The organism is Pseudomonas sp. FP1762 (assembly GCF_030687105.1).
In the GTDB taxonomy this organism is placed as follows: Bacteria; Pseudomonadota; Gammaproteobacteria; order Pseudomonadales; family Pseudomonadaceae; genus Aquipseudomonas; species Aquipseudomonas siliginis.
The window spans coordinates 188280-215106 of the sequence record NZ_CP117458.1; the positions used below are offsets into that span (position 1 = coordinate 188280).

Below are 26827 nucleotides of genomic sequence, written 5' to 3' on the forward strand. Positions count from 1 at the left end.
ATGCTGGATAGACTGTTAGCCCTGCTTGTTCTGGCGATTGTCCTTGGCGTTCCGCTGGGGCTGATCTTCCTGGTGACCGGCCAGTTCCTGATGTCGTTCGTGTTCTTCTACCCACTGTTCATGTCCGGGTTGTGGATCGCCGGCGGCCTGTATTTCTGGCTGCACTGGGAGCGCCACTGGCCATGGCAGGACGACACGCTGCCGCCGCCGCTGGAAGGCGAGCCGCTGATTTCGATCCTGATTCCTTGCTACAACGAAGGCGATAACGCTGCCGATACCATTTACGCGGCGCTGGCCCAGCACTACCCGAACATCGAAGTGATCGCGATCAACGACGGCTCCAAGGACAACACCGCCGAAGTGCTCGATGCGCTGGCCAAGGAAGATCCGCGACTGCGGGTGCTGCATCTGGCGGAAAACCAGGGCAAGGCTGTGGCTCTGCGCATGGGCGCGATCGCTGCGCGCAGCGAGTATCTGGTGTGCATCGATGGCGACGCCTTGCTGGCCCCGAACACTGCGGCTTATCTGGTCGCGCCGATGCTGGATAACGCACGTCTTGGCGCAGTGACCGGCAACCCGCGCATCCGCACGCGTTCGACCTTGATCGGGCGGGTGCAGGTCGGCGAGTTCTCCTCGATCATCGGGCTGATCAAACGTACGCAACGGGTGTTCGGGCGCATCTTTACCGTCTCCGGCGTGATCGTCGCGTTCCGCCGCACCGCGCTGAACCGGGTCGGCTACTGGAGCCCGGACATGATCACCGAAGACATCGACATCAGCTGGAAGCTGCAACTGGATCACTGGAGCATCTTCTACGAACCGCGTGCGCTGTGCTGGATTCTCATGCCGGAAACCCTCGGCGGCCTGTGGAAGCAGCGTCTGCGCTGGGCTCAGGGCGGCGCCGAAGTGCTGTTCAAGAACATTCGCGGCATCTGGCAGTACCGCCATCGCTACCTGTGGCCGCTGCTGTTCGAATACTGCCTGTCCACCGGTTGGGCCTTCACTTTCCTGCTGTCGGTGATTTTCTGGGGCATGGGCAAGTTCATGGTCATGCCCGACGCGATCGCTGTCGATCACCTGATGCCGCCGGCCTTCACCGGTCTGTTGCTGGCGTTCGTCTGCCTGGTGCAGTTCGCCGTCAGCATCGTCATTGACCGCCGCTATGAACCCGGTCTGGGCAAGACCATGTTCTGGGTGGTCTGGTATCCGTTGGTGTTCTGGCTCGTCAGTCTGCTGACCACCCTGGTCAGTTTCCCCAAGGTGTTGTTCAGCCAACACAAAAAACGCGCGCGCTGGGTCAGTCCTGATCGGGGCATTCGCCCGCTGGGCGACGACCAGGAGGAAGTCATCAAATGAAAATTATCCGGACTCGCCAACGGCCCTTTCTGGTGGTGATCGACGTGATCCTCACCGTCCTGGCCTGGGTCGGCCTGCTGTTCCTGCTGGTACGCGGGTTATGGCCATTGATCGAAACCACCGGCGGCCCGCGCATCGATCATTCGGCATTCGATGCCCTGGGCACTTTGCAGGTCTATATGTGGGTGGCGCTGGTCAACGCGGTGATCCTGATCGGTTGGGCGCGTTACCAGCAACGCAAAAGCCGCAGCTTCGCCCAGCGCCGTTTGCCGTCACCGGTGATTGGCGATGAAGGTCTGAGCAAGAGTTTCAAGCTGTGCGACGAACGTTTCCAGAAACTGCGCACGCCGGGGGTGATGACCATTCACAACGATCAGGACGGCGACATCAGCCATGTCGAAACGCACTTCTGGCCGCTTCAGCAGCAAGCACTACCGGCGCCGCTGGCACCTTTGGAGCATCCACGGGTGATCTTTCTGCATGCCGAAGAAGACGACAGTCGCGAGCCGGTGAAACGCCTGACCTGATCTCGTACAGCATCGGTGTCAGGCCTGGATCAGCGTCCAGGCCTCTTTGATCCGCAGAGGTTGCTTCATCCGCTCGGCCAGCAGCGCCATCGCGCGTTGCTTGTCGCAGGCCACCGCCGCAACAACGATGCCGTCTTTTGCGAACAGGCCGATGAACGGCGGCTGTTCCGGCTCACCGCTGAACTCGACCTCGTCCCATTCCTGCGCGTGACCGAGATAGTCGTAGTTCTTGCCGAAGTGGTACGTCCAGAAAAACGGCACATCCAGATAATGCTCCTCGCCACCCAGCATGTTGGCCGCAGCGATGCGCGCGTGTTGCTGGGCCAGGCGCCAATGCTCGATGCGAGTTGGCTGGCCGCTCAGCGGAAACGTGGCGATATCGCCGATCGCCCATAAACCATCGCTCACGCGCATGCCGCCGTCGACACGCAATGATTGGTCTTCTTCCCTGGGCAATGAGTCGAAAGGCTCAGTGGCCGGGTGAACGCCGACGCCGGCGAGAACCAGATCCGCCGCCAGGCGCAGACCGTTGTCGAGCAGCACGCCCTCGACCATGTCCTCGCCAAGGATCTGCGTGGCCTCGTGTTCGCTGATGAACTTCACCCCGTGCTCTTCGTGCAGGGCGCGAATCGCCTTGCCCACGGCCTCGCTGAATTGTTTGGCAAACGGGACTGAGTGGCGTGCCAGCACGGTAACGTCGAGGCCGTACTCGCGCAGGGCCGATGCGCATTCGAGAGCAATAAAACTGTCGCCGATGATCACCGCGCGCTGGCCCGGTTGAGCGGCGTTGATGATTTGTTCAGCCTGGGCTTTCGAACGCAGGACGAAGACGTTGGCCAGCCCGGCACCAGGCAGCTTCAACGGATTGGGCGCGCCACCGGTGGCGAGTACAGCGGCGTCGTAGCGCAGGATGCCGCCGTTGTGCAGATGAAGCGTTTTGCCTGGGGCGTCGAGTGAAGTCACTTCGCCTTGCACGCGCTCAATCCGTTGCGCTTGATAGAACGCCTCATCGCGCAGCGGCGGCACTTCTTTCGGCGACATCTCCCCGGCGAGAACAAATTTGCTCAACACCGTGCGGTCGTATCCGGCACCCGGTTCGCCATCGACCAGCACGATGCGCCCGCCAAAACCCTTCTCCCGCAATGCCGCCGCGCAAGCCGTGCCCGCCGCCCCGGCGCCGACCACCACGAATGTTCTTGAATCGTCAGCGGGCGGGGTGTGCGGATCGGGCAACGGCTGGTCATCGACCCACACTTCATCGCCGCGCAACTCCAGCGGATAGCGCTTGAGACTGTCCAGCGATGGCGGCTCGCACAGGCCGCCGTCCTCGGCGCGGTAGGCGGCTTTGTGCCAGGGGCAGATCAACCTGCCGTGACACAACGCCCCCTCGGCCAACGGTGCGCCGGCATGTGGACACAGGCCCTGAAACGCTCGCAACTCGCCGTTGGCACACAGCAGGACGATCTTGCAGTCGCCGATTTCGACTTGCAGGCCACGGTCTTGCGGGACATCGGCGAAACGGGCGACACGGTGCAGGGACATTTTCGGCTTCCTCGCAGGCATTTCTCTTGTGAGTTGACGGCGCCGCGCGAGGTTCAGCCATTTGCTACTGCCAAGGCACGAACGGTACAGCTATAGTTTGCGGGCCGACGACGGCCTCACTGCACAAGGTGCTCCCGGAATGACCCGATTGACCTCTCTCAACCCATGGCTGGCGGCCATCGCCGTGACCCTTTGCGTGCAGTTCCCGGCACAGGCCCAGGAGCGCTTCACCCTGAGCATCCCCGGCGTGTCGGATAACCGTCTGTTCACCTCGGCAGCGGCAAGTGACGCACCCGGCTGCGGCGGCAAGAACCAGTCGCCGGCGCTGAGCTGGAACGCCGGCCCGGCCGGTACCCAGAGCTACGCCATCGTCATGCACGACCCGGACGGCCAGAAAGGCTTGGGCGTCGATCACTGGATTCACTACGGCATCAAACCCACCACCCACCAGATCGCGGCCGGCGTCGGTGCCAAATCCGCCCTCGAAGGCGTCGGCGGCACCAACAGCAAAGGCAACACCCACTACATGGGTCCGTGCCCGCCAGTGGGCGACAGCGCGCACCACTACATCATCCAGATCTACGCCCTCGACCTCGCCCCGGACGCCCTGCCTGCCGGCCTGACCCGCGCCGAGCTGATGGAAAAAATCAAAGGCCATGTGCTGCGCAACAGCAGCGCGGTGCGGCGTTATCACCGCTGAGGTTCGGCCGCTCACGGGCGGCTGACTGCCCTGATTCCCCAGCCATTTGGCATTGCCCCGCGAAAACGCGCACTATCAAGCCATTGCCAATGCGCTGGAGGACACCGTGGCAGCAAAAATCGACCGCATCGCCCAGCTACTCAACTGCCCGGAAAAGGGCGAACAAATGCGGCGTGCAGTAACCGAGACACGTAAGGAGTTTCTGCTGAATCAGCCGGAAGAAGACCTCGTTGAAGAAGACGAGGTATTTGACGAGGCTGAGGAGGAGGGGGATGACGACGATGAATATGACGAGTTTGACTGGACGACGGAGTGACGGCGTTCCAGCGATCTTGCCATCGCCCACAAAAAAGCCCCGGACCATCACAGTCCGGGGCTTTCTCGTTTGATTCATGGTGCACCAGGCGGGATTCGAACCCACGACCCCTGCCTTCGGAGGGCAGTACTCTATCCAGCTGAGCTACTGGTGCAGCGGGCGACATCATACCTAGGTCGGCTCGGGGCGTCCATGCCGGGTTTGGCGGGTTTTGTCAGTGTGCGTGTCGGCGCAAAATCGCTGCATTCCTTAAAGCGGTAACGTCCTGCAAAACCCTCGCTTGGCGCTTCATCGGGGTTGATCTAAGGTTTTTCCTGCGGCATGGGTATTGTGTGCGTTGATCTGAAAAGCGGCATTTTTGTTCTTTTTTTCGAACGACCTATTGTCCTTTACCCCCTTTGAACCTACGATCCGTTTGAGATTTCAAACGCTCTTTGGCGGGATGTTGCAGCGCAGGTGCGCCCGGTCGTGCACTGTTGATGCGCCACAATCCGCTCACTGATTTCCCTGACGGCAGCCTTGCGAGGCGCCTTTCTACAATCATAATTTGCTCCGCGCAGGCCGCGGTGCTGTTAAGGAAAGCCGACATGCAGCTTAAAGACACCCAGTTGTTCCGCCAGCAAGCCTTCATCGATGGCGCTTGGGTCGATGCCGACAACGGTCAGACGATCAAGGTCAACAACCCGGCCACCGGCGAAATCCTCGGCACCGTGCCGAAGATGGGCGCCGCTGAAACCCGCCGTGCCATCGAGGCCGCCGACAAGGCGCTGCCGGCCTGGCGTGCACTGACCGCCAAAGAGCGTGCCGGCAAGCTGCGTCGCTGGTTCGAACTGATGATCGAGAACCAGGACGACCTCGCGCGCCTGATGACCCTCGAGCAAGGCAAGCCGCTGGCCGAAGCCAAGGGCGAAATCGTTTACGCCGCATCGTTCATCGAGTGGTTCGCCGAGGAAGCCAAACGCATCTACGGTGACGTGATTCCAGGCCACCAGCCGGACAAGCGCCTGATCGTGATCAAGCAGCCGATCGGCGTCACCGCTGCGATCACTCCGTGGAACTTCCCGGCAGCAATGATCACTCGCAAGGCCGGCCCGGCGCTGGCCGCTGGTTGCACCATGGTGCTCAAGCCGGCATCGCAAACTCCGTTTTCCGCTTTCGCCCTGGCCGAACTGGCTCAGCGCGCGGGCATTCCTGCGGGCGTGTTCAGCGTGGTCTCCGGCAGCGCTGGCGACATCGGCAGCGAGCTGACCAGCAACCCGATCGTGCGCAAACTGTCCTTCACCGGCTCGACCGAAATCGGTCGCCAGTTGATGGCCGAATGCGCCAAGGACATCAAGAAAGTCTCGCTGGAACTGGGCGGCAACGCGCCGTTCATCGTGTTCGACGACGCCGATCTGGATAAGGCCGTCGAAGGCGCGATCATCTCCAAATACCGCAACAACGGTCAGACCTGCGTCTGCGCCAACCGTCTGTACATTCAGGACGCGGTCTACGATGCGTTCGCCGAGAAGCTGAAAGTAGCTGTGGCCAAACTGAAGATCGGCAACGGTCTGGAAGACGGCACCACCACCGGCCCGCTGATCGACGAAAAAGCCGTGGCCAAGGTTCAGGAACACATCGCTGACGCCGTGAGCAAAGGCGCCACCGTATTGGCGGGCGGCAAGGCGATGGAAGGCAACTTCTTCGAGCCGACCATTCTCACCAACGTGCCGAAAAACGCGGCCGTGGCCAAGGAAGAAACCTTCGGTCCGCTGGCTCCGCTGTTCCGCTTCAAAGACGAAGCCGAAGTGATCGCCATGTCCAACGACACCGAATTCGGTCTGGCCTCGTACTTCTACGCACGTGACCTCGGCCGTGTGTTCCGTGTCGCCGAAGCGCTGGAATACGGCATGGTCGGCGTCAACACCGGGCTGATCTCCAACGAAGTCGCGCCGTTCGGCGGCATCAAGGCTTCGGGCCTGGGCCGTGAAGGCTCCAAGTACGGCATCGAAGACTACCTGGAAATCAAATACCTCTGCCTGGGCATCTAAGCCGGGAAAGGGATCGCTGCAAACGCAAAGGGCACGAGAGCGCTGTCCCTTTGCGTGGTTTCAAACAGGAAATTTCTCTGCGGCCAGGAACGCCGTGGCAGTCGATCATCGCATGCTGCCACCGCCGATTCCTCCCGCTTCATCCTTGAACCACGCCGCCCGATGAGCGGCGAATGAGGACTGTAATGAGCAAGACTAACGCTGAACTGATGGCCCGTCGTACCGCAGCTGTTCCACGTGGTGTTGGCCAGATTCACCCGATCTTCGCCGAGTCGGCAAAGAACGCCACAGTGACCGACGTTGAAGGTCGTGAGTTCATCGACTTCGCTGGCGGTATCGCTGTACTGAACACCGGCCACGTACACCCGAAAATCATCGCCGCCGTGACTGAACAGCTGAATAAGCTGACCCACACCTGCTTCCAGGTGCTGGCCTACGAACCGTACGTTGAGCTGTGCGAAAAAATCAACGCCAAGGTGCCGGGTGATTTCGCCAAGAAAACCCTGCTGGTCACCACCGGTTCCGAAGCGGTGGAAAACGCCGTGAAGATCGCCCGTGCCGCCACTGGCCGCGCTGGCGTGATCGCTTTCACCGGCGCTTACCACGGTCGCACCATGATGACCCTGGGCCTGACCGGTAAAGTCGTGCCGTACTCGGCGGGCATGGGCCTGATGCCAGGCGGCATCTTCCGCGCGCTGTACCCGAACGAACTGCACGGCGTGAGCATCGACGATTCGATCGCTTCCATCGAACGCATCTTCAAGAACGACGCCGAGCCGAAAGACATCGCTGCGATCATCATCGAGCCAGTGCAGGGCGAAGGTGGTTTCTACGTCGCGCCGAAGGAATTCATGAAGCGTCTGCGCGCTTTGTGCGACCAGCACGGTATCCTGCTGATCGCTGACGAAGTGCAGACCGGCGCTGGCCGTACCGGCACCTTCTTCGCTATGGAACAGATGGGCGTTGCCGCCGACCTCACCACATTCGCCAAGTCCATCGCTGGCGGCTTCCCGCTGGCCGGCGTGTGCGGCAAGGCCGAGTACATGGACGCCATTGCGCCGGGCGGCCTGGGCGGCACCTATGCCGGTAGCCCGATCGCTTGCGCCGCTGCACTGGCCGTGATGGAAGTGTTTGAAGAAGAGCAACTGCTGGACCGTTGCAAGGCTGTCGGTGAGCGTCTGGTCACTGGCCTGAAGGCGATTCAGGCCAAGTACCCGGTGATCGGTGAAGTGCGTGCGCTGGGCGCAATGATCGCGGTCGAGCTGTTCGAAAACGGCGACAGCCACAAGCCGAACCCGACTGCCGTGGCCGCTGTGGTGGCCAAGGCGCGTGACAAGGGCCTGATCCTGCTGTCCTGCGGCACTTACGGTAACGTGCTGCGCGTGCTGGTTCCGCTGACTTCGCCCGATGAGCAACTGGACAAAGGTCTGGCGATTATCGAAGAGTGCTTCTCTGAGCTCTGATCCGTTGGTGTGACTAGCTCGACAAAAACCCGCTTCGGCGGGTTTTTTTCGTCCCTTGAAACACATCGGACCTGTTTGCGCTGTATCGAATCGCCAGCATTGGCTAAGGTTCAGACATTGCAAGGAGAGCGCGCATGACTGCCGTTGATTTACCCGCCGTACCTCGGGTGTTGATTGCCGAGGCCGATCCCTGGTCCCGTGACCTGCTCAAACAAGTGCTACTCAATGTGCGCTGCGATGCGCGTCTGGATTTGTGTGCCGATGGCCAGCAGGCAATGTCGTTGCTCAGCGAGGTGCCCTATGACTTGGCCATCGTCGATTGGGAGCTGCCCGGCATCGACGGATTGCATGTGCTGCGCAGCGTCCGCCAGCGCAAACGCAATCCGCCGTTGCCGTTCATTCTGATGAGCAGCCGCAACGACAGCGCCAGCGTGCGCGAAGCGATTCCGCTGGCGCCGACGGCGTACCTGACCAAACCGTTGAACATGGAAGGCCTGACCGAGCGCTTGCAGGGCTTGCTGCTCAACGCTGGCGAAGCGGTGGTTTGCGAAGTGCCGGCACTGGCGCCGGGCATGACCCTGTCGGTGTTCCTTGAGCGGCGTCGCGAGCAGGCCGATGGCGCGCCGTTGATGACCGACGTGCAAGTGGCGGTCAAGCGTAGCCTCAATCCCGAAGGGCTGGACCTCAAGTTGCTGGAGGAAGAGGTCCGCACCGATCCGCAGATTACCGCCGTGCTGATCGCAGCCGCCAACAGTGCCGCGCAACACTACGGCGCGCCGGTGCAAACCCTGGCCCAGGCGCTGCACCGACTCGGCACCGGGCAGAGCATGAACCTGATTCTCGGCCTGGCGCTCAAACGCAGCGCGCGGCTCAGCGATCCATGCCTGGCGGATTACGCCGAGCGCTATTGGGGACTGTCCCTGCACACGGCGGAATATGCGCGCACGCTGGCGCGCCTGCTCGATCTGGATCAGGAGCGTTGCTATTGCGCGGGCATGCTGCATCGGCTCGGCGATCTGGCGCTGCTGCGCTGCTTGCAGGAGTGGCAACAAGCCGGCGGCGAGCTGGACGAGTTGCAGGAGGTCGGTGAAGCGTTGGCGAAGTTTGGCGCTTCTTACGGCTCGGCATTGCGCACTCGCTGGCGTCTGCCGCTGGAGTTGCGCGAGTTGATTGCTTCGGCCTACCAGCTCGGTGGTGGCGTTTACAGTCGCGAGGCGCTGGTGATGCACATGGCGGCGCAGATGGCACGGCTGACCGAGCATGAAGGCGTTGAGGAACTGGCGAAGAGCCGGACGGCGCGGTTGCTCAAGATCGGCTTGCCGGAGTTGCTGCGGATGCGCAAATGACAGATCACCACATTCCAATGTGGGAGCGAGCCTGCTCGCGAAGGCGCCAGCGCAGGCAACATTTTTGTTGAAAGTGCGGGCCTCATCGCGGGCAAGCCCGCTCCCACAGGAATTGCGGCAGCCACAAAATACGGATCAGGCCGCAATAATCCGGTTCTTGCCCTGCCGTTTCGCCTCGTACATCGCCGCATCCGCGCGGGCGAACAGGCTGTCCAGGCTCTTGTCTTCGTCGGTGAGGTTGGTAAGGCCCTGGCTCACGGTGATGCTGAATGCTTGCCCGTCGTGGTTGAAGCGCAGTCGCTGGATCTCCTGCTGCAGTCGCTCTGCCACTTGCACGGCCATGTCCGGCGCACAGCCGGGAAACACCGCAGCGAACTCCTCACCACCAATCCGCCCGAACAGATCGCCACGGCGCAATGAGCCGCGCCCGCATTCGGCGATCCGTTGCAGCACGTTGTCGCCCTCGGGGTGGCCGTAGCTGTCGTTGATCACTTTGAAATCGTCGATGTCCAGCAACAGGAAGGCCAGCGGTGTGCCTTGGCGGCGGGCCTCAGCGAACTCGCGGTGGGCACATTCGAAGAAGTGGCGGCGGTTGCTGCTTTGCGTCAGCACATCGGTGGTGGCCAAGCGCTGCAGCTCGGTTTCCATGTTTTTCTTGTCAGTGATGTCTTCGGCGATGCCGACGATGATTACCGGCTGTCCAGGCTCGTCCTGGCGATTGATAAAACATTTGTCGCTGAGCCAGCGCACCTGGCCATCGGCGGCAATGATGCGGTACTCGCGATCTTCCACCGCACCTCGGTGCAGGACTTCGGCGAGGCTCTGCTCGGCGTACTCCAGATCATCGGGATAAATGCTGTCGCGCCACTGGTTGTAATCCGCCAACAACAGCGCGGCGGAACGGCCGAAGATCCGTTCATAGGCCGGACTGACGTACAACACCTGTCGGGTTTCCCAGTTGAAAGCCCAGAGCACGGCGTTGACGCTGACCAGCAGCGAACTGATCAATTGTTCGCGCTCGCTCAGGCGCGCGACTTCGCCCTGCGCGTGCATCAGCGCCATCAGCGTTTGCGCGGCCTCGGGCCATTGAGTGAAGGACGTGTCTTTCTGGTTGTTGTTGACCATCGGCACAAATCTCAAAGGGCGCGCCGCAATGTCGACAACGGCCACAGGACAGCCCGCCGGGATGGCGAAGTGTCATTGAGATAGAGGATTTTCGGCGAAGTTCCCGGCCATTACCGAGTCCCGCCGGGCGGCGAGGTGCAGGAACCGAAGAGCGCAACGAGGCTGCGATCTTTGAGATCGCAGCCTCGTTGCCGGTCAGGCAGTCGCAGGACGCAGCGAGTAGGTTTTCAGCTGATCAGCAAAATCCCGCAACGACTGGATGCCACTGGCCTCGGCCTCGTGAATCCATTCCTTGATGGCGGCCAGCATGTCGTGGCCATTGGAACTGGTCTTGACCCAGATCTGCTGCAAAGCCAGGCGCTTCTCGTAGATCACTTTCAACGCATGGCTGTGTTCGAGCATGGTCTGGATGCGCAGGTGATGACGGTCTTCCAGCAGGCTGGTTTCCCGCGACAGCAGGCGTTTGGCCCGGTGGAACTGGTGGCGCACCGAATGATCGACCTTGGCCAGCTCTTGCTTGACCAGCGGGCCGATCACCAATTTGCGGTACTGGGCCATGATCTGGAAGCGGTTGTTGAGGATCGCCATGGCGGTGTCCATGTCCAGGCTGCCCTTGCCTTCGACGCGGTGGGCAATCGGTGCGACCCGCTGCACTTTGGCCAGACGCAGGAAGCAGAAGACCTTGATCCACGCCCAGCCGAGGTCGAATTCCCACTTCTTCACCGACAGCTTGGCCGAGTTGGGGTAGGTGTGATGGTTGTTGTGCAGCTCTTCGCCGCCGATCAGGATGCCCCACGGCACCAGATTGGTCGCTGCGTCACGGCATTCGAAATTGCGATAGCCGACGGCATGGCCCAGACCGTTGATCACCCCAGCGGCCCACACCGGAATCCACATCATCTGGATGGCCCAGATGGTGATACCGATGGTGCCGAACAGCAGCAGGTCGATCACGCCCATGATCGCCACGCCAAGCAGCGGATAGCGACTGTAGACGTTGCGTTCGATCCAGTCTTCCGGGCAGTTCTTGCCGTAGATGCGCAGGGTTTCCGGGTTCTGCGCTTCGCTGCGGTACAGCTCGGCGCCGGTGCGCAGTACGGTGGACAGACCCTTGATGACCGGGCTGTGCGGGTCATCCTCGGTCTCGCATTTGGCGTGGTGTTTGCGGTGGATGGCAGTCCACTCGCGGGTGTTCTGCGCCGTGGTCAGCCACAGCCAGAAACGGAAAAAGTGCTTCAGACCCGCATTCAGCTCGAGCGAGCGGTGGGCCGAGTAACGGTGCAGATAGACCGTGACGGCGACAATCGTCACATGGGTCATCAGCAGGGTGACCGCGACCAGTGACCAGGCCGACAAGCCAAGAAAACCTTCGTACCACATAGGCTATAGGGCCCTCGATAAAGATAAAAACAGCCGTTGCATTATCACTAAGCACACAGATAAAACCAGTCGCCCTTTCAGATAAGAAGTCGCTGAATGTTTCTTGACCTATAATTCCAACCTTTTTGTAGGGACATGGACGACCGAATGTCTGCGACTTACCGCGATGCCTTGCGTGCAGCGCTGCTCTACCTCGTACTGGCCGCCCTGTGGCTGCAAGTTTCTGATCATTTATTAAGCAGATTCTTCGATGACTCCCGTGAGCTGACCCATTGGCAACTGATCAACGGTTATCTGCTGGCGACGATCAGCGCCGCGCTGATTTTCCTCGCACGGGCGCGGCTGTGCGGGTTTCTCGGCATCGGCGCGCATTTGCGCGAGCGCCACACCGACCGTGAGCGTCTGCGTCAGGCGGCCGCCGTGTTCGACTGCACTCGCGAAGGGGTGCTGGTTAGCGACCACCGGGGCCTGATCGTCCACGTCAATCGCGCCTTTATCGAGATCACCGGTTATCGGCGCGACGAGGTCATCGGCCAGCAGCCCAGTCTGTTCAAGTCCGGCCATCATCCGCCGGGCTTCTATCAGGCGATGTTCGCTACCCTCGAGGCTGAAGGTGAGTGGAGCGGCGAGATCTGGAACCGGCGCAAGACTGGCGAGATTTATCCACAGTGGCAAACCATCCGGGTGATTCACGATGATTCCGGCCGGCTCAGCCATTACGTGGCGGTGTTCTCCGACATCAGTGCGATCAAGGATTCCGAGTCCGAGCTCAAACACCTGGCGCATCACGATCCGTTGACCGATCTGCCCAATCGCCTGCTGTTCAGCGACCGCGCCGAACAGGCGTTGGCTTCCGCGCAGACGCACAAGCGTGGCTGCGCGCTGCTGATGCTCGATCTGGATCATTTCAAGATGATCAACGACAGCCTCGGGCATAACGTCGGCGATCGGTTGCTAAAAGCGGTGGCGACGCGTTTGCAGGAACTCTTCGGCCACGGCATTACCTTGGCGCGGCTCGGCGGTGACGAGTTCGCGGTGCTCGCGGAAAGTTGTCCACAGCCGGCCCAGGCTGCCGCGCTGGCGCAACGGACTCTGGACGCCTTGAAGGAGCCGGTGCTGGTAGATGGCAATCAACTGTTCATCAACGCGAGCATCGGCATCAGCCTGTTTCCCAGCGATGCCCTCAGCGCCGAGCAGTTGTTACGCAACGCCGACAGCGCGCTGTTCAAGGCCAAAAGCAGCGGGCGCAATGGCTACGCGCTGTATACCGAAGAGCTGACCGCCCATGCCCAGCAACGGGTCGAAATCGCCTTCGAACTGCGCCGCGCACTGGAGCAGGAGGAACTGCGTGTCTATTACCAACCGGTGCATGACCTGCAAAGCGGCCGTCTGGTCGGCGTCGAAGCACTGGTGCGCTGGCAGCATCCGCAACGCGGTCTGGTGTCGCCGGCAGAATTCATTCCGATTGCCGAGCGCACCGGGCTGATCGCCGAGATCGATGCCTGGGTGATGCAGCAGGCTTGCCGACAGATGTGCCAATGGCAGCAGAGCGGTGTGGTGCTGGCGTTCGTCGCGGTGAATGTCTCCTCGCGGCTGTTTGCCCGACGTGAGCTTTACCAGCAGGTAGCGCAGGTGCTGCACGACACGGGGCTGGATCCGGCGTATCTGGAACTGGAAGTTACCGAAAGCGCGGTGATGGATGACCCTGAAGTGGCGCTGGAACAGATGCATCGCTTGCGCGAGCTGGGTGTGCGTCTGGCCATCGATGATTTCGGCACGGGTTATTCCTCGCTGTTGCGGCTCAAGCGCCTGCCGGTGCAGAAACTCAAGATCGATCAGGGCTTCGTCGCCGGGTTGCCGTGGGATGAAGATGACGTGGCGATTGTCCGGGTGATCATCGCGCTGGCCCGCAGCATGGGCATGCAGGTCCATGCCGAAGGGATCGAACAGGTTGAGCAGGCGGCATTTCTGTTGGCGCAGGAATGCGATCTGGGGCAGGGCTACTGGTTTGGGCGGCCGGTGTCTGCGGATCGGCTTGATTGGGCGAAAACGCCAATGATTGGCTGAATAAGCCTATATGGCTAACACCGATCCTGTGGCGAGAGGATTTATCCCCGTTGGGTCGCGAAGCGACCCCAAAAAAACGGGACTGCTAGGCAGTCCAACGGGGATAAATCCCCTCGCCACAAGTTCTCTTGACGATTTCAAATCAGCGCAAACCCCTTGCCCTCTCTCATATTGATTTCTGGTTATATAAACATTCTTAAATAGTCTTTTTAAGAATATCCGTGCCTCTCTTATATTGCTCCCACGCCGAACGCAGTGCCGCCCACTGCCAGGCAAATCCCCTTCAAAGGAGCAGCACCATGAGCGCATCCCTTCGCAGCGTTGACGGTCAGGACGAAGCCACGATCTTGCGTGAAATCCAGAGTGCCCTGCGCGATCTGCGGTTCGGCGCGGTGGAGATCACTGTGCACAACGCGCAAGTCGTACAGATCGAACGCAAAGAGAAATTTCGTTTGCAGCAACCCGGTAAGCAACCGGGCTGAGATCAAAAGATCGCAGCCTTCGGCGGCTCCTAAAGGGGGCTGCGTGCAGGAGCTGGCGAAGGCGGCGATCTTTCAACGCGATCCGATTCCAGCAATACATAAGAAAAAGCCATCACCAAGAATTCCAGGAGCTTTCACCATGCCGTCGATTCGCCGTTACGCTCTGGCCGCGCTGGTCAGTGCCGTGTTTGCCGGTTCCGCCGTTGCCAAGGATTACGAGCTGCTCAACGTGTCGTATGACCCGACGCGGGAGCTGTATCAGGAATACAACGCCGAATTCATCAAGTTCTGGCAGAAGGACCATGCCGGCGACACGGTGAAAATCCAGCAGTCCCACGGTGGCTCGGGCAAGCAGGGGCGTGCGGTGATCGATGGCCTGCGTGCTGACGTGGTGACCCTGGCCCTGGCCGGTGACATCGACGAAATCGCCAAGCTCGGCAAGAGCCTGCCGGCCGACTGGCAGAAGCGTCTGCCGCAAGCGAGCACGCCGTACACCTCGACCATTGTGTTTCTGGTGCGCAAGGGCAACCCGAAAGGCATCAAGGACTGGGGCGATCTGGTCAAGAACGATGTCTCGGTGATCACGCCAAACCCGAAAACCTCGGGTGGCGCGCGCTGGAACTTCCTCGCAGCCTGGGCCTATGGCCTGAAAGCCAACGGCGGTGATGAAGCCAAGGCCAAAGAATATGTACAAACCCTGTTCAAGCATGTGCCGATCCTCGACACCGGCGCCCGTGGTTCGACCATCACCTTCGTCAACAACGGTCAGGGCGACGTGTTGCTGGCCTGGGAAAACGAAGCGTTCCTGGCGTTGAAAGAAGACGGCGGCGCGGACAAGTTCGATATCGTCGTGCCGTCGCTGTCGATCCTCGCCGAACCGCCAGTGGCGGTGGTCGACAAGAATGCCGAGAAGAAGGGCAACGCGCAGATCGCCGAGGCCTATCTCAAGCACCTGTACAGCCCGGCCGGCCAGGAAATCGCCGCGAAAAACTTCTATCGTCCACGTGACAAGGATGTAGCGGCCAAGTACGCCCAGCAGTTCCCGAAACTGGAACTGGTGACCATCGACAAGGACTTCGGCGGCTGGAAATCCGCGCAGCCGAAATTCTTCAACGACGGCGGCGTGTTCGACCAGATTTATCAGGCGCAGTAATCTCGCCTTCAACCGGCCTGATGTCTGGGCACATGACATGTGGGACTGAGCTTTTGTGGTGAGGGGATAAGTCCCCTCACCACAGGGCTCACTCCCACATTGATGCGTTTTCAACCAGGGACTTTTATGTCGCGTCGTATCTCCCCCGTCATACCCGGCTTCGGGCTGACGCTGGGTTACACCTTGGTGTACCTCAGCCTGATTGTGCTTATCCCGCTGGCGGCGATGTTCGTCCACGCCGCCCAGCTGACCTGGGATCAGTTCTGGACGATCATCTCCGCACCGCGGGTGCTGGCGGCGTTGAAGCTGAGCTTCGGTACCGCGCTGTGTGCGGCGATCATCAACGGCATCATCGGCACGTTGCTGGCCTGGGTGCTGGTGCGCTACACCTTCCCCGGGCGCAAGGTGATCGATGCGATGATCGATCTGCCGTTCGCCCTGCCGACCGCTGTGGCCGGTATCGCGCTGACCGCGCTGTACGCGCCGGCCGGGCTGGTCGGGCAGTTCGCTGCCGATCTCGGTTTCAAAATCGCCTACACCCCACTGGGCATCACCCTCGCACTGACCTTCGTCACGCTGCCGTTCGTGGTGCGCACGGTGCAACCGGTGCTGGCCGATATTCCCCGTGAAGTCGAGGAAGCGGCGGCGTGCCTGGGTGCGAAGCCATGGCAGGTATTTCGCCACATTCTGGTTCCGGCACTGCTGCCCGCCTGGCTGACCGGTTTTGCCCTGGCGTTCGCGCGTGGCGTCGGCGAGTACGGTTCGGTGATTTTCATCGCCGGCAACATGCCGATGAAAACCGAGATCCTGCCGCTGCTGATCATGGTCAAACTCGACCAATACGATTACACCGGCGCTACCGCCATCGGCGTATTGATGCTGGTGGTTTCCTTCATCCTGTTGCTGCTGATCAACTTGCTGCAGCGGCGCATCGAAACCCCATAAGGAGGCGCGAACATGTCCCAATCGTCCATTGCGGCCGCCTCTTCGGCCAACGCTGCGCGCCGTGGCAGTGCCACTTCGCGCAGAGTCCTGATCGGTCTTGGCTGGCTGATCTTTTTCCTGTTTCTGCTGCTGCCGTTGTTCATCGTCGTATCGCAAGGTCTGAAAAACGGTCTCGGCGCGTTCTTCACCGCGATTTTTGAACCGGACGCGCTTTCGGCATTGAAACTCACAGTGTTCGCCGTGCTGATTTCGGTGCCGCTGAACCTGGTGTTCGGTGTCAGTGCGGCGTGGTGCGTGAGCAAATACTCGTTCCGTGGCAAGAGCATGCTGGTGACGCTGATCGACCTGCCGTTCTCGGTGTCGCCGGTGATCGCCGGTCTGGTCTACGTGCTGATGTTCGGTGCGCAGGGCCTGTTCGGGCCGTGGCTGCAGGATCACGACATCCAGATCGTCTTCGCCCTGCCGGGCATTGTGCTGGCGACGATTTTCGTCACCGTGCCGTTCGTGGCCCGTGAACTGATTCCGCTGATGCAGGAACAAGGCACCCAAGAGGAGGAAGCCGCGCGCCTGCTCGGTGCCAATGGCTGGCAGATGTTCTGGCACGTCACCGTGCCGAACATCAAGTGGGGCCTGATTTATGGCGTGGTGCTGTGTACCGCGCGGGCCATGGGCGAGTTCGGTGCGGTGTCGGTGGTTTCCGGGCACATTCGCGGGGTGACCAACACCTTGCCGCTGCACGTCGAGATCCTCTACAACGAATACAACCACGTGGCCGCGTTCGCCGTGGCGAGCCTGTTGCTGATCCTGGCGCTCTTCATCCTGCTGCTCAAGCAGTGGAGCGAAAACCGTATCAACCGCCTGCGCGCCAGCGCCGCGGAGGAATAATTCATGTCGATCGAAGTGCGTAACGTCAGCAAGAATTTCAACGCGTTCAAGGCGCTGGACAACATCAGCCTGGATATCCACAGCGGTGAGCTGGTCGCGCTGCTTGGTCCGTCGGGCTGCGGCAAAACCACCTTGCTGCGCATTATTGCCGGTCTGGAAACCCCGGATCAGGGCAACATCGTTTTTCACGGCGAGGACGTTTCCGGCCACGATGTGCGTGATCGTAACGTCGGTTTCGTGTTCCAGCATTACGCCTTGTTCCGCCACATGACGGTGTTCGACAACGTCGCGTTCGGCCTGCGGATGAAACCGAAAAACCAGCGCCCGAGCGAAAGCCAGATCGCCACCAAGGTTCACGAACTGCTGAACATGGTGCAACTGGACTGGTTGTCGGATCGCTACCCGGAGCAGTTGTCCGGTGGCCAGCGTCAGCGCATCGCGTTGGCCCGTGCCCTGGCGGTGGAACCTAAAGTGCTGCTGCTCGACGAACCGTTCGGCGCCCTCGACGCCAAGGTGCGCAAGGAACTGCGGCGCTGGCTGGCGCGGTTGCACGAAGACATCAACCTGACTTCGGTGTTCGTGACCCACGACCAGGAAGAAGCGATGGAAGTCGCCGACCGCATCGTGGTGATGAACAAGGGTGTGATCGAGCAGATCGGCTCACCGGGCGACGTCTACGAAAACCCGGCCAGCGATTTCGTCTATCACTTCCTCGGCGATTCGAACCGCTTGCTGTTGAGCGACGACAACCACGTGCTGTTCCGCCCGCATGAAGTGTCGTTGTCCAAGCATGAGCTGGAAGATCACCATGCCGCTGAAGTGCGCGATATCCGCCCATTGGGTGCGACGACGAGGGTGACGCTGAAGGTGGAAGGGCAGACGGATCTGATCGAAGCGGAAGTGGTGAAAGACCACGACAGCCTGATCGGGTTGGCCAAGGGTGAAACCCTGTTCTTCAAGCCGAAGGTCTGGCAGAAAGCCGCCAATATTTAAAGGCAAAAGCTTCGCGAGCAGGCTCGCTCCCACAGGGAAAACTCATTCCAAATGTGGGAGCGAGCCTGCTCGCGAATACGATCTAGACAGCAGCGCGATTCGGATTGACCCGCACCATCCCCGCCCGCAACTCGATCTCTTGTTTCAATTCCTGCCGTATCCCCAGCAGAAACGCCAACTCAGCCACAACGAACAACGGCCCGACAATCAGCCCGCTGATGTCATCGACAAACGCCGGTTTGCGCCCTTCATAGTGATGCCCGACAAACTGGATCACCCAGCCGATCACGAACATCGCCAGGCCGCTGCTCAGCCAGACCAGGGTGCTCTGCTGCGCCAGCGCATGCCCGGCCCAGACCGACAGGCCCATCAGTACGGTCATCAATACACCGAGCTTCAACTCCAGACGCAGGTAAAACCACGCCGAGGCCAGCGCTACCACAACGGCTGGAGATATCCACAATCCGCCCAGTGTCCATTGCGGCCGAGACAGCAGAACAGCCACCGCCACCACGATCAGCGGAATGCCGATAAAGTGGCTGGCGATGTTGCGCGGGTCGCGGTGGTAGGCGGCGTATTGACTGAGGTGGTCGACGAGGCTTTTCATTGTTGTTCCTCCAGTGGGGTTGAATGCATCATCCCTCGGGATCCGCGTTCGCTCTGTCGGGCAGGCGACACTCCAGGAGTGGTTATGCAAATTCGTGCACGGTTGCTCAGCGGCCAGTGGTTCAGTCATTTGCCTGCATCTTTTCAGGATAGCCTGCTGGCGCTGGCTCGGGAGCGGCGGCTGACGGCGGGACAACGACTGTTCCAGCGTGGCGATGCGCCGTGCGGTCTGTATGCAGTGCTCGATGGCGCCGTGCGCATCGGCGCGGTGAGCGAGCAGGGCAAGGAGGCGTTGTTGAGTCTGGTGGAGGCGCCGCACTGGTTCGGCGAAATCTGCCTGTTCGATGGCCAGCCTCGCACTCACGATGCCTATGCAGTCGGGTCGTGCACCTTGCTGAATGTTCCGCAAGCGGCGTTGCTCAAATTGCTCGACGAACAGCCGCAGTACTGGCGGCATCTGGCGCTGCTGATGAGCCACAAATTGCGCCTGGCCTTCATCAATCTCGAACAGCTGAGCCTGCTGCCAGCCCCGGCGCGTCTCGCCCATCGGCTGCTGATGATTGCCGAAGGCTACGGCGAACTCGACGCACCACGCCGGACGCTGCAACTGCCGCAGGAGCAGTTGGCGGCGATGCTGTCGCTGTCGCGGCAGACCACCAATCAGATCCTCAAGGATCTGCAGGGGCAGGGGATTATCGGGCTCGCATACGGCGAAATCGAAATTCTCGATGCGGTGAGATTGCGTGCCTTGGCCACGATCTGAAAACTGAAACCGATCCAATGTCGGAACTGGCACCTGTGGCGAGGGGATTTATCCCCGCTGGGGCGCGAAGCGGCCCTGAAAAAGGCACTGCTGCGCACTCCAGCGGGGATAAATCCCCTCACCACAAAGGCTCACTCCTACGAAGGATCTGCGTTTGGATTACGAACCGCGATAGGTCGAGAAACCGTACGGGCTCAGCAGCAGCGGGATGTGGTAGTGCTGATCGGTCTGCTTGACCTGGAAGATCACCGGAATTTCCGGGAAGAACGTCTCGTGCTTGATCTTCTGGTAGTACTCGCCGGTCTTGAACACCACGCGGTATTCACCGGCTTCGAATGGCTGTTTGGCCGGGAACAGCTCGGCGATCCGCCCTTGCTCGTTGGTGGTGCCTTTGGCCAGTGGCTGCCAGTTTTCGCCGACGTGTTTTTCCAGGGTGACGTTGATGCCCGGTGACGGCAGGCCGTTTTCCAGGTTGAGCACGTGCACGCTCAGCGGATTGCCGGCGGCCAGCGCCAGGCTGGAAACAGCGCTCAGGCTGAGCGCGGCGAGGGTCATGCGCAGGGTGGTCATGGTGGATCTCCTTAGTGGGAACGGGTGATGGTCAGGCCGGCTTTGTCGGCGGCGGCGCGGGCGCAGTTTTCGTCTTGCTCACCGCCGCCGGAACCGGCCACGCCCATGGCGCCGACCAGTTCGCTGCCGGCGAACAGCGGAATGCCGCCGCCGAGCAAGAGCAATTCATCGAGGGTGTTGAGGTTGGCGGTTTCCGGGTTGCTGCGGGCGCGCTCGGCGAACAGCCGTGTCGGCGTCTTGGTCGACAGCGCGGTGTAGGCCTTGCGTTGGCTGGCGGCGGTGTTGTGCGGGCCAACGCCGTCACCACGCAGAGTCACCAGCAGGTTGCCGCCACGGTCGAGCACCGACACCGTGCCGGTGCAACTGCTCATCGCCTTGTCCGCCAGCCAGCGTGCGGTTTTCAGGTCGAGATCGGCGTGGCGCAGCAGTTCTGGCGTGGCACTTGCAGCGCCGCTGAGGCCGAGGATCAGGCTGGCGACAAGGTATTTGACGGTCATGTGCAGGCTCCGAATGGGAAGGTCTGCACCTTAACCGGCGCACTTCGTCAGAACCCCGTCAGGCGGATTACAAGTTTGTAATGGGCAACGGCGCCGAACACGCCTAGCCTGTGTACCTGATCAATCGAGGTGTGCCATGCGTTTGCTGGTCGTAGAAGATGAAGCCAAAACCGCCAATTTCCTCGCCAAGGGCCTGGGCGAGTCGGGTTTCGCCGTGGACGTGGCGCTCAATGGCCTCGACGGCCGCTATTTTATCGAGCAACAGGAATACGACCTGATCATCCTCGATGTGATGCTGCCTGGCCTCAACGGCTGGCAATTGCTCCAGCTGATTCGCCAGCGCGGCGCCACACCGGTGCTGTTTCTCACCGCCAAGGACGCTATCGAAGACCGTGTGCGTGGTCTTGAGCTGGGCGCAGATGACTACCTGCTCAAACCCTTCGCTTTCGCCGAACTGCTCGCGCGCGTGCGCACGCTGCTGCGGCGCGGGCCGATGCGCGAAGCCGAGTCGTACAGCATCGCCGACCTGGAAATCGACGTATTGCGCCGACGGGTCAGTCGCGGCGGCCAGCGCATTGCCCTGACCAACAAGGAATTCGCCCTCTTGCAACTGCTCGCCAGCCGCCAGGGCGAAGTGCTTTCGCGCACGCTGATCGCCTCGCAAGTGTGGAACCTGAATTTCGACAGCGACACCAACATGGTCGAAGTCGCCGTCCGGCGTCTGCGCGCCAAGGTTGATGATCCGTACATGCCGAAACTTATCCACACCGTGCGCGGCGTCGGTTATCAACTGGAAGCGCCGGACGATGTGGAGTAAGTCGATCGCCTGGCGATTGGCACTGGCCTTCGCCATGGTCTGCGCGCTGGTGCTGAGCGCAATCGGCGTGTTTCTCTACCGCTCGCTGGCCTCGGAATTGGCCTTTCGTGATGACATGGCCTTGCTCGGTCGCCTCGAGCAAGTACGCGCCTTGCTCGCCGACAGCGACAGCCTCGACGCCTTGCAGGCACGGCCACGGTTGTATCAGAACATGCTCGGTAATCTCGACAGTCTGCTGCTGGTGCGCCGGGCCGACGGCTCCAGCGTGATCGCGATCAACCCGCGTCAGCGTGAACTGCCCGCGCTCAATGCATTACCGCGAGAGCAAATGCCGCAGCGCCGTGACGTGCTCACCTGGCAGGCCAGCGACGGCGCCGAATTGGCCTTGCTGTCCGGCCAGGCCCAAGGCCCCAACGGTGAAACCCTCACGGTGATCGCCGGCAAAGTGCTCACCGAGCGTGAGCAGATGCTCGGCAGTTATCGCCTGCGTCTGTACCTGTCCGTCGGCCTCGGCGCGGTGCTCGCGTTTGCTCTGGGCCTGTTATTGCTGCGGCGTGGCTTGCAGCCCTTGCATCAGTTGAGCGAAGCGGTGCGCAGTATCGATCTGCGCAGCCTCGATCGACGCCTGCCTACCGAGGGCACGCCGACCGAACTGCGCGAGCCGGTGCACGCGCTCAACACCATGCTGGCGCGGCTGGACGACAGCGTGCAGCGCCTGTCGCAATTCTCCGCCGACCTCGCCCACGAAATCCGCACCCCTCTGCACACCTTGCTCGCCAGCAACGGCCAGGCCCTGAACCATCCGCGCAGCACGGCCGAATATCAGGAAGTGCTGGCCTCGAACATGGAAGAGTTCGAACGGCTCAAGCGCATGGCCGAGAACCTGATGTTCCTCGCCCGCGCCGAACAGGCCGAACGTGCGCTCAATCTGCATACACTGGACTTGCGCAACGTCGGCGACGAACTCTGCGATTACTTCGAAGCCCTGGCCGATGACCGCGACCTCCAACTGCAAAACCGCATGCACGGCGAATTGCTCGCCGACCAGCAACTGCTGCAACGCGCCCTCGGCAATCTGCTGGCCAATGCCGTACGCCACGCCGACCCCGGCAGCCTGATCAGCCTGCAACGCCGCGATGAACCGGGTATGTGCTGGCTGCAAGTGCACAACCACGGCCCGGTCATCGCGCCTGAGCATCTGGGCAAACTGTTCGACCGTTTCTACCGCGTCGATCCTTCACGTGCGGAACCGGGAGATTCGGGTGGGCTGGGTTTGGCGATCGTGCAGTCGATCATGCAGTTGCATGGCGGGCAGGTGCGGGTGAGGAGTGATGTGGGGGGGACGGTGTTTGAGTTAGGGTTTGCGGGGCGGTGTTAAGACGTTAGCGATGGCTGACCATCTACGCTAAGCTCAATTAATTGCATTGCTTATGATGCAGTTAATTTTTTTTAGTGGGTTTGCATTGTAAACAATGCATCTGGGGCGGTGATGGAAAAAATTGGCGAGTTGATCAGAAGCTTGCGTAAGGCTGAAAAGCTGTCCCAGCAAGCTTTGGCGCAGCAATACGGCATGAGCCGCGCAACAATCTCGGGGATTGAAAACAACACAATCTCGGAAATCGGTCTGCGTAAAGTCGAAGCGATTCTTAACGGATTCGGCTACGAATTGGCCGCAATCCCCCGCGCCTCTCGACGGCCGACACTCGACACGCTGCGCAAGGTGAACTTCCATGACTGAGGCATTGGACCGCTTGCAGGTCTGCGTCGGCGGCCATGAGGTTGGAAGATTGGGGCGCGGGCACGCAGGTGTCGACAGCGTGTTCAGCTATCGGGACGATGCGATTGATGAAAATGCCGTTTCGCTGACCATGCCGACACGCCTGGAAAGTTATGGTTATGAACGCGGCATTCATCCGATATTCGAGATGAATCTTCCTGAAGGTGCGTTGCGCGATGAGTTGGTCCGGCGTTTCAGCAAAGCCGTGCGCGGCTTCGATGACTTCGCTTTACTAAGTATCGTCGGCCCGCATCAACTCGGGCGTCTTTCGATCGCGAGCGCATCGACAACTGATCGTCCACCTGAAACCTCGCTGGCTGAATTGTTGGTTCATGACGGTGCGCAAGGTTTGTTCGAGGATCTTTTGCAGACTTACGGGCAGTATTCCGGAGTTTCAGGCGTGCAGCCCAAAGTGTTGGTGCGTGACAGTGCCGCTGCAATAGACCGACTGACGCACCGAGGCTCGACTCATCTGGTCAAAGCCTTCCGTGCCGAAGAGCATCCCGAGCTGGCAACCAACGAATATTTCTGCCTGCGCGCTGCGCAACTTTGTGGCCTCGACGTGCCGCATTTCGAACTCAGCGAGCATGGCAAGTTTCTCGTCATCGAGCGTTTTGACTTGAGCGACACCGGATACCTCGGTTTCGAAGACTTTTGCGTGCTCAACGGCTGGCCGTCGAAGGCCAAATACGATGGCTCTTACGAAGGAGTCGCACGGCAGATCAAGGCGTTTGTTTCGCCCTCATTACTCAAGCACGCACTGGAAGCTTTCTTCAAGATTGTCGCTTTATCGGCGGTATTGAAAAACGGCGATGCCCACCTGAAAAACTTTGGCGTGCTCTATGAGGATTGTGGCGAGCGCGCATTGGTCAGGCTGGCTCCGGCGTACGACATCATCACCACGTCGGTGTACATCAAGAGCGATAGCATGGCACTGCTGTTGGGCGGTTCGAAGGCGTGGCCCAAGCATAAAATGCTTACCAAGTTTGGTCGTACGGCCTGCAATCTAAGTGAAGCGCGTTGCAACCAGTTACTGCAAATGGTCGCGCAGGGTGTACAGCAAGCGCTGGGCGAAATGGCGGAGTACAGCGCAAATCATCCTGCCTTCGCAGAGGTGGGCGCTGCAATGATCGAACAATGGTCGGCCGGTCTGGCGCGCAGCCTGCGCAACAGTTGAAACTCAGCGCAACTGATCCCGAAACTGCCCCGGCGTCATCCCGGTCCAGCGCTTGAACGCGCGGCTGAAGCTGCTGGTGTCAGCGAATCCCAGCAGATAGCTGACTTCACTCAAGGAACACTGCGGGTCACGCAGGTGCAGCAGCGCGAGATTTTCGCGGCTTTCGTTGAGCAGGGTGTCGAAGCGACAGCCCTCATCCGCCAGATGCCGCTGCAGGCTGCGCAGGCTCAGGTGCAAGGCCTGGGCGATGCGCTCGGCGCTCGGTTCGCCTTCGGGCAGTTGTTCTTCAATGGCATCGCGCACCTTGCGCTCCCAGGTCAGCGGTTTGAGCTGGGCGAGGGTGCGTTTGAGTACGGCTTCGTTGTGCTCGGCCAGTTCCGGGTTGGCGTCGTCGAGGTGGCTGTCGAAGTCGCCGAGGGCGAATTCCAGGCGGTCTTCGGCGGCGGAAAAATACACCGGCGCGCGGAAGACTTTGTGCCATTGCTGGGCATCGCTCGGTTCGGGGCGGCGCAAGTACACCGCCAGCGGTGCGTAGTCACGGCCGAGGCGATTGCGGCAGGTGCGCACGTAGATCGCCGTAAATGCGTCGATGGCTTCGAAGGCCGGCGCCGGGTTGCCGGGCGGAATTTTCAGGCGAAATTGATAACGGTCTTGGCGGCGGCTCAGCTCCAGCTCCAGCGCATCGCTGACCACCGGATGATAACGCACGATGCGTTCGAACACTTCGCGCAAGCTGCCGCTCGCCACCAGTGCATAACCAAGCGCGTGGAACGTGGTCGGGCTGACAAAACGCGACACGCGCAAGCCCAGCGCCGGGTCGCCGCTGGCTTCAACGGCGAGCGCCCACAGGCGCGTGGTACCGGATAGCGGATAGCGCGCATTGGGGTCGTCCATCAGCGTAGGGTCGAGCCCGGCCTGTTGGCACAAGGCAAGGCTGTCCAGCCCGAGCGCGTCGAGTTGTTTGCGCAAGGCGCGGGTCCAGCTGGCGAGGGAGGTCGGTTCCTTCATGCGGATTGGCGCGTCCGGTCAACAGGTTGGCGTTCTTGGCTAGCGCGGATCGAACCCCGGCAAGGCACGATGCATTCATCTTAGACCCGAGGATGGAAGCATGGACGGTACTTCTGCAAGCCCTGAACGACTGAATGCGGCGCAGCGCTCGGCACATATTCGCCAAGTGGTGTTGGCCAAGGGTGCGCAATTGCGTGAGCGCTACCCGATTCTTCAGCGTCAGGATGCCCTCGGTGCGGGGATTCTGGCGTTCGCGCTGGCCGGGATGATCGGCTCGGCGGCGCTGTACATCACTGGCCATATGGCCTGGTGGGTGTGCCTGCTGTTCAATGCTTTTTTCGCCTCGCTGACCCATGAGCTGGAACACGACCTGATCCACAGCATGTACTTCCGCAAGCAGCGCGTGCCGCACAACCTGATGATGGGCCTGGTCTGGCTGGCGCGACCGAGCACGATCAACCCGTGGATCCGTCGTCATCTGCACCTCAACCATCACAAGGTTTCCGGCACTGAAGCCGACATGGAAGAGCGCGCAATCACCAATGGCGAGCCGTGGGGGTTTGCCCGTCTGCTGATGGTTGGCGATAACGTCATGTCGGCGTTTATCCGCCTGCTCCGCGCCAGGACCTGGGCACACAAGTGGAGCATCGGCAAGCGCGTGCTCAAGGTCTACGCACCGCTGGCGCTGCTGCATTGGGGAGCGTGGTACGTGTTTCTCGGCTTTCACGGGGCCAACGGCATCGCGCATTTGCTCGGCTCGCCCATCGAGTGGTCGGCCACCACGCTGTCGGTGATGCAGGTGATCGATATCGCCGCCGTGGTGATCATCGGCCCCAACGTGCTGCGCACTTTCTGCCTGCACTTCATCAGCTCGAACATGCATTACTACGGCGACGTCGAACCGGGCAACGTGCTGCAGCAATGCCAGGTGCTGAACCCGTGGTGGCTGTGGCCGTTGCAAGCGTTCTGCTTCAACTTCGGCAGCAGTCACGGGATTCATCACTTCGTGGTCAAGGAGCCGTTTTACATTCGTCAGATGACCGTGCCGGTGGCGCACAAGGTGATGCGCGAGATGGGTGTGCGCTTCAATGACTTCGGCACGTTTGGCCGGGCGAACCGGTTTGTGCGCGGAGATGAGGAAGTGGTGACCGGGGAGGCGGTGGAGGCCTGACAGATGCCCCTCACCCTAACCCTCTCCCAGGGGAGAGGGGACTGATCCAGCTGTTTATGCTGGATACATCGACCTGAAATTTCGAGCCGACCTCAGGTTGGAAAAGCATGAAGATCTGCTCCCTTTCCCCC

26 protein-coding genes and 1 tRNA gene are annotated in these 26827 nt (G+C 60.8%); 19 read left to right on the forward strand and 8 right to left on the reverse strand.

Going from position 1 to position 26827, the window contains the following annotated elements:
* Together pgaC and pgaD are read left to right on the forward strand one after the other, a co-directional pair.
* Window positions 1-1356 carry a poly-beta-1,6-N-acetyl-D-glucosamine synthase gene (gene pgaC / locus PSH90_RS00790; RefSeq protein WP_305381948.1) on the forward strand — a complete coding sequence of 452 codons (1356 nt, stop codon included), beginning with the start codon at window positions 1-3 and terminating at the stop codon, window positions 1354-1356.
* Window positions 1353-1883: a poly-beta-1,6-N-acetyl-D-glucosamine biosynthesis protein PgaD gene (gene pgaD, locus PSH90_RS00795; RefSeq protein WP_305381949.1), complete on the forward strand. Its 531-nt coding sequence runs from the start codon at window positions 1353-1355 to the stop codon at window positions 1881-1883. Before pgaC ends, pgaD begins: the two co-directional genes overlap by 4 nt.
* 18 nt (window positions 1884-1901) lie before the next feature.
* On the opposite strand, the gene PSH90_RS00800 is transcribed toward pgaD, so the two are convergent.
* Entirely contained in the window at window positions 1902-3425 is a 1524-nt protein-coding gene (locus PSH90_RS00800; RefSeq protein ID WP_305381950.1) for an FAD-dependent oxidoreductase, read from the reverse strand.
* A 139-nt stretch (window positions 3426-3564) separates the two neighbouring features.
* Between PSH90_RS00800 and PSH90_RS00805 the strand changes: the two genes are divergently transcribed.
* Window positions 3565-4125 (forward strand): YbhB/YbcL family Raf kinase inhibitor-like protein, encoded by a 561-nt coding sequence (locus PSH90_RS00805; RefSeq protein ID WP_016772253.1) that lies wholly within the window; start codon window positions 3565-3567, stop codon window positions 4123-4125.
* Window positions 4126-4171: 46 nt separating this feature from the next.
* On the forward strand, window positions 4172-4441 hold the full coding sequence (locus PSH90_RS00810; protein WP_071174021.1) for a hypothetical protein: 270 nt from the start codon (window positions 4172-4174) through the stop codon (window positions 4439-4441).
* A gap of 77 nt (window positions 4442-4518) precedes the next feature.
* Here the strand turns inward: PSH90_RS00810 and PSH90_RS00815 are convergent.
* A tRNA-Arg gene (locus tag PSH90_RS00815) sits at window positions 4519-4595 on the reverse strand.
* A 433-nt stretch (window positions 4596-5028) separates the two neighbouring features.
* Here PSH90_RS00815 and gabD point away from each other — a divergent pair.
* The 3 genes from gabD (at window position 5029) to PSH90_RS00830 (ending at window position 9280) form a co-directional block, all read left to right on the forward strand.
* On the forward strand, window positions 5029-6471 hold the full coding sequence (gene gabD / locus PSH90_RS00820) for an NADP-dependent succinate-semialdehyde dehydrogenase (RefSeq protein ID WP_024011131.1): 1443 nt from the start codon (window positions 5029-5031) through the stop codon (window positions 6469-6471).
* Window positions 6472-6656: 185 nt separating this feature from the next.
* Window positions 6657-7934 carry a 4-aminobutyrate--2-oxoglutarate transaminase gene (gabT, locus tag PSH90_RS00825; protein WP_003220503.1) on the forward strand — a complete coding sequence of 426 codons (1278 nt, stop codon included), beginning with the start codon at window positions 6657-6659 and terminating at the stop codon, window positions 7932-7934.
* 134 nt (window positions 7935-8068) lie between these two features.
* Window positions 8069-9280 carry a response regulator gene (locus PSH90_RS00830; RefSeq protein WP_150637854.1) on the forward strand — a complete coding sequence of 404 codons (1212 nt, stop codon included), beginning with the start codon at window positions 8069-8071 and terminating at the stop codon, window positions 9278-9280.
* A 135-nt stretch (window positions 9281-9415) separates the two neighbouring features.
* Here PSH90_RS00830 and PSH90_RS00835 read toward each other — a convergent pair whose 3' ends face one another.
* Complete coding sequence (locus tag PSH90_RS00835; protein ID WP_150638089.1) at window positions 9416-10405, reverse strand: sensor domain-containing diguanylate cyclase; 990 nt, start codon at window positions 10403-10405, stop codon at window positions 9416-9418.
* A gap of 195 nt (window positions 10406-10600) precedes the next feature.
* A complete protein-coding gene (gene desA / locus PSH90_RS00840; protein WP_016772248.1) occupies window positions 10601-11785 on the reverse strand; it encodes a delta-9 fatty acid desaturase DesA in 1185 nt (394 codons plus the stop codon).
* A gap of 147 nt (window positions 11786-11932) precedes the next feature.
* Here desA and dibA point away from each other — a divergent pair, with 147 nt between their 5' ends.
* The 6 genes from dibA (at window position 11933) to PSH90_RS00870 (ending at window position 18310) form a co-directional block, all read left to right on the forward strand.
* Window positions 11933-13852 carry a phosphodiesterase DibA gene (dibA, locus tag PSH90_RS00845; RefSeq protein ID WP_305381951.1) on the forward strand — a complete coding sequence of 640 codons (1920 nt, stop codon included), beginning with the start codon at window positions 11933-11935 and terminating at the stop codon, window positions 13850-13852.
* Between the two features lie 299 nt (window positions 13853-14151).
* Window positions 14152-14334 carry a sulfur starvation response protein OscA gene (gene oscA / locus PSH90_RS00850; protein ID WP_041477433.1) on the forward strand — a complete coding sequence of 61 codons (183 nt, stop codon included), beginning with the start codon at window positions 14152-14154 and terminating at the stop codon, window positions 14332-14334.
* A gap of 139 nt (window positions 14335-14473) precedes the next feature.
* Complete coding sequence (locus PSH90_RS00855) at window positions 14474-15487, forward strand: sulfate ABC transporter substrate-binding protein (RefSeq protein WP_305381953.1); 1014 nt, start codon at window positions 14474-14476, stop codon at window positions 15485-15487.
* Between the two features lie 126 nt (window positions 15488-15613).
* Complete coding sequence (gene cysT, locus PSH90_RS00860) at window positions 15614-16432, forward strand: sulfate ABC transporter permease subunit CysT (RefSeq protein WP_016772245.1); 819 nt, start codon at window positions 15614-15616, stop codon at window positions 16430-16432.
* A 12-nt stretch (window positions 16433-16444) separates the two neighbouring features.
* Window positions 16445-17317, forward strand: a complete 873-nt coding sequence (gene cysW, locus PSH90_RS00865) for a sulfate ABC transporter permease subunit CysW (protein WP_041477435.1) — start codon at window positions 16445-16447, stop codon at window positions 17315-17317.
* A gap of 3 nt (window positions 17318-17320) precedes the next feature.
* Window positions 17321-18310 carry a sulfate/molybdate ABC transporter ATP-binding protein gene (locus PSH90_RS00870; protein ID WP_305381955.1) on the forward strand — a complete coding sequence of 330 codons (990 nt, stop codon included), beginning with the start codon at window positions 17321-17323 and terminating at the stop codon, window positions 18308-18310.
* Between the two features lie 82 nt (window positions 18311-18392).
* Here PSH90_RS00870 and PSH90_RS00875 read toward each other — a convergent pair whose 3' ends face one another.
* Window positions 18393-18917, reverse strand: a complete 525-nt coding sequence (locus tag PSH90_RS00875; protein WP_252868591.1) for a DUF962 domain-containing protein — start codon at window positions 18915-18917, stop codon at window positions 18393-18395.
* Window positions 18918-19001: 84 nt separating this feature from the next.
* Between PSH90_RS00875 and PSH90_RS00880 the strand changes: the two genes are divergently transcribed.
* Window positions 19002-19679: a Crp/Fnr family transcriptional regulator gene (locus PSH90_RS00880; RefSeq protein WP_041477437.1), complete on the forward strand. Its 678-nt coding sequence runs from the start codon at window positions 19002-19004 to the stop codon at window positions 19677-19679.
* Window positions 19680-19838: 159 nt separating this feature from the next.
* Here PSH90_RS00880 and uraH read toward each other — a convergent pair whose 3' ends face one another.
* Both uraH and PSH90_RS00890 read right to left on the reverse strand, forming a co-directional pair.
* Window positions 19839-20249, reverse strand: a complete 411-nt coding sequence (uraH, locus tag PSH90_RS00885; protein ID WP_150637862.1) for a hydroxyisourate hydrolase — start codon at window positions 20247-20249, stop codon at window positions 19839-19841.
* A gap of 11 nt (window positions 20250-20260) precedes the next feature.
* Complete coding sequence (locus PSH90_RS00890; protein WP_150637864.1) at window positions 20261-20746, reverse strand: heme-binding protein; 486 nt, start codon at window positions 20744-20746, stop codon at window positions 20261-20263.
* A gap of 136 nt (window positions 20747-20882) precedes the next feature.
* Here PSH90_RS00890 and PSH90_RS00895 point away from each other — a divergent pair, with 136 nt between their 5' ends.
* The 4 genes from PSH90_RS00895 to PSH90_RS00910 all read left to right on the forward strand — a co-directional run bounded on the left by PSH90_RS00895 (window position 20883) and on the right by PSH90_RS00910 (window position 24517).
* The gene (locus tag PSH90_RS00895; RefSeq protein WP_041477440.1) at window positions 20883-21563 is read left to right on the forward strand and encodes a heavy metal response regulator transcription factor; all 681 of its coding nucleotides are present in this window, start codon (window positions 20883-20885) and stop codon (window positions 21561-21563) included.
* Window positions 21553-22941: a heavy metal sensor histidine kinase gene (locus PSH90_RS00900; RefSeq protein WP_150637866.1), complete on the forward strand. Its 1389-nt coding sequence runs from the start codon at window positions 21553-21555 to the stop codon at window positions 22939-22941. Before PSH90_RS00895 ends, PSH90_RS00900 begins: the two co-directional genes overlap by 11 nt.
* Before the next feature lie 111 nt (window positions 22942-23052).
* Complete coding sequence (locus tag PSH90_RS00905; RefSeq protein ID WP_016772238.1) at window positions 23053-23301, forward strand: helix-turn-helix domain-containing protein; 249 nt, start codon at window positions 23053-23055, stop codon at window positions 23299-23301.
* Complete coding sequence (locus tag PSH90_RS00910) at window positions 23294-24517, forward strand: type II toxin-antitoxin system HipA family toxin (protein ID WP_305381956.1); 1224 nt, start codon at window positions 23294-23296, stop codon at window positions 24515-24517. The genes PSH90_RS00905 and PSH90_RS00910 overlap by 8 nt, the downstream gene beginning before the upstream one ends.
* A 3-nt stretch (window positions 24518-24520) precedes the next feature.
* Here the strand turns inward: PSH90_RS00910 and PSH90_RS00915 are convergent, their stop codons facing one another.
* Window positions 24521-25525, reverse strand: a complete 1005-nt coding sequence (locus tag PSH90_RS00915; protein WP_305381957.1) for an AraC family transcriptional regulator — start codon at window positions 25523-25525, stop codon at window positions 24521-24523.
* Between the two features lie 100 nt (window positions 25526-25625).
* Here PSH90_RS00915 and PSH90_RS00920 point away from each other — a divergent pair, with 100 nt between their 5' ends.
* Window positions 25626-26696 (forward strand): fatty acid desaturase, encoded by a 1071-nt coding sequence (locus PSH90_RS00920; RefSeq protein WP_305381959.1) that lies wholly within the window; start codon window positions 25626-25628, stop codon window positions 26694-26696.
* The last annotated feature ends 131 nt before the right edge of the window (window positions 26697-26827 follow it).

Coding starts and splice junctions, on each gene's coding strand:
- pgaC (WP_305381948.1), top strand. CDS start 1: ATGCTGGATAGACTGTTAGCCCTGCTTGTTCTGGCGATTGTCCTTGGC.
- pgaD (WP_305381949.1), top strand. CDS start 1,353: ATGAAAATTATCCGGACTCGCCAACGGCCCTTTCTGGTGGTGATCGAC.
- PSH90_RS00800 (WP_305381950.1), bottom strand. CDS start 3,425: ATGTCCCTGCACCGTGTCGCCCGTTTCGCCGATGTCCCGCAAGACCGT.
- PSH90_RS00805 (WP_016772253.1), top strand. CDS start 3,565: ATGACCCGATTGACCTCTCTCAACCCATGGCTGGCGGCCATCGCCGTG.
- gabD (WP_024011131.1), top strand. CDS start 5,029: ATGCAGCTTAAAGACACCCAGTTGTTCCGCCAGCAAGCCTTCATCGAT.
- gabT (WP_003220503.1), top strand. CDS start 6,657: ATGAGCAAGACTAACGCTGAACTGATGGCCCGTCGTACCGCAGCTGTT.
- PSH90_RS00830 (WP_150637854.1), top strand. CDS start 8,069: ATGACTGCCGTTGATTTACCCGCCGTACCTCGGGTGTTGATTGCCGAG.
- PSH90_RS00835 (WP_150638089.1), bottom strand. CDS start 10,405: ATGGTCAACAACAACCAGAAAGACACGTCCTTCACTCAATGGCCCGAG.
- desA (WP_016772248.1), bottom strand. CDS start 11,785: ATGTGGTACGAAGGTTTTCTTGGCTTGTCGGCCTGGTCACTGGTCGCG.
- dibA (WP_305381951.1), top strand. CDS start 11,933: ATGTCTGCGACTTACCGCGATGCCTTGCGTGCAGCGCTGCTCTACCTC.
- oscA (WP_041477433.1), top strand. CDS start 14,152: ATGAGCGCATCCCTTCGCAGCGTTGACGGTCAGGACGAAGCCACGATC.
- PSH90_RS00855 (WP_305381953.1), top strand. CDS start 14,474: ATGCCGTCGATTCGCCGTTACGCTCTGGCCGCGCTGGTCAGTGCCGTG.
- cysT (WP_016772245.1), top strand. CDS start 15,614: ATGTCGCGTCGTATCTCCCCCGTCATACCCGGCTTCGGGCTGACGCTG.
- cysW (WP_041477435.1), top strand. CDS start 16,445: ATGTCCCAATCGTCCATTGCGGCCGCCTCTTCGGCCAACGCTGCGCGC.
- PSH90_RS00870 (WP_305381955.1), top strand. CDS start 17,321: ATGTCGATCGAAGTGCGTAACGTCAGCAAGAATTTCAACGCGTTCAAG.
- PSH90_RS00875 (WP_252868591.1), bottom strand. CDS start 18,917: ATGAAAAGCCTCGTCGACCACCTCAGTCAATACGCCGCCTACCACCGC.
- PSH90_RS00880 (WP_041477437.1), top strand. CDS start 19,002: ATGCAAATTCGTGCACGGTTGCTCAGCGGCCAGTGGTTCAGTCATTTG.
- uraH (WP_150637862.1), bottom strand. CDS start 20,249: ATGACCACCCTGCGCATGACCCTCGCCGCGCTCAGCCTGAGCGCTGTT.
- PSH90_RS00890 (WP_150637864.1), bottom strand. CDS start 20,746: ATGACCGTCAAATACCTTGTCGCCAGCCTGATCCTCGGCCTCAGCGGC.
- PSH90_RS00895 (WP_041477440.1), top strand. CDS start 20,883: ATGCGTTTGCTGGTCGTAGAAGATGAAGCCAAAACCGCCAATTTCCTC.
- PSH90_RS00900 (WP_150637866.1), top strand. CDS start 21,553: ATGTGGAGTAAGTCGATCGCCTGGCGATTGGCACTGGCCTTCGCCATG.
- PSH90_RS00905 (WP_016772238.1), top strand. CDS start 23,053: ATGGAAAAAATTGGCGAGTTGATCAGAAGCTTGCGTAAGGCTGAAAAG.
- PSH90_RS00910 (WP_305381956.1), top strand. CDS start 23,294: ATGACTGAGGCATTGGACCGCTTGCAGGTCTGCGTCGGCGGCCATGAG.
- PSH90_RS00915 (WP_305381957.1), bottom strand. CDS start 25,525: ATGAAGGAACCGACCTCCCTCGCCAGCTGGACCCGCGCCTTGCGCAAA.
- PSH90_RS00920 (WP_305381959.1), top strand. CDS start 25,626: ATGGACGGTACTTCTGCAAGCCCTGAACGACTGAATGCGGCGCAGCGC.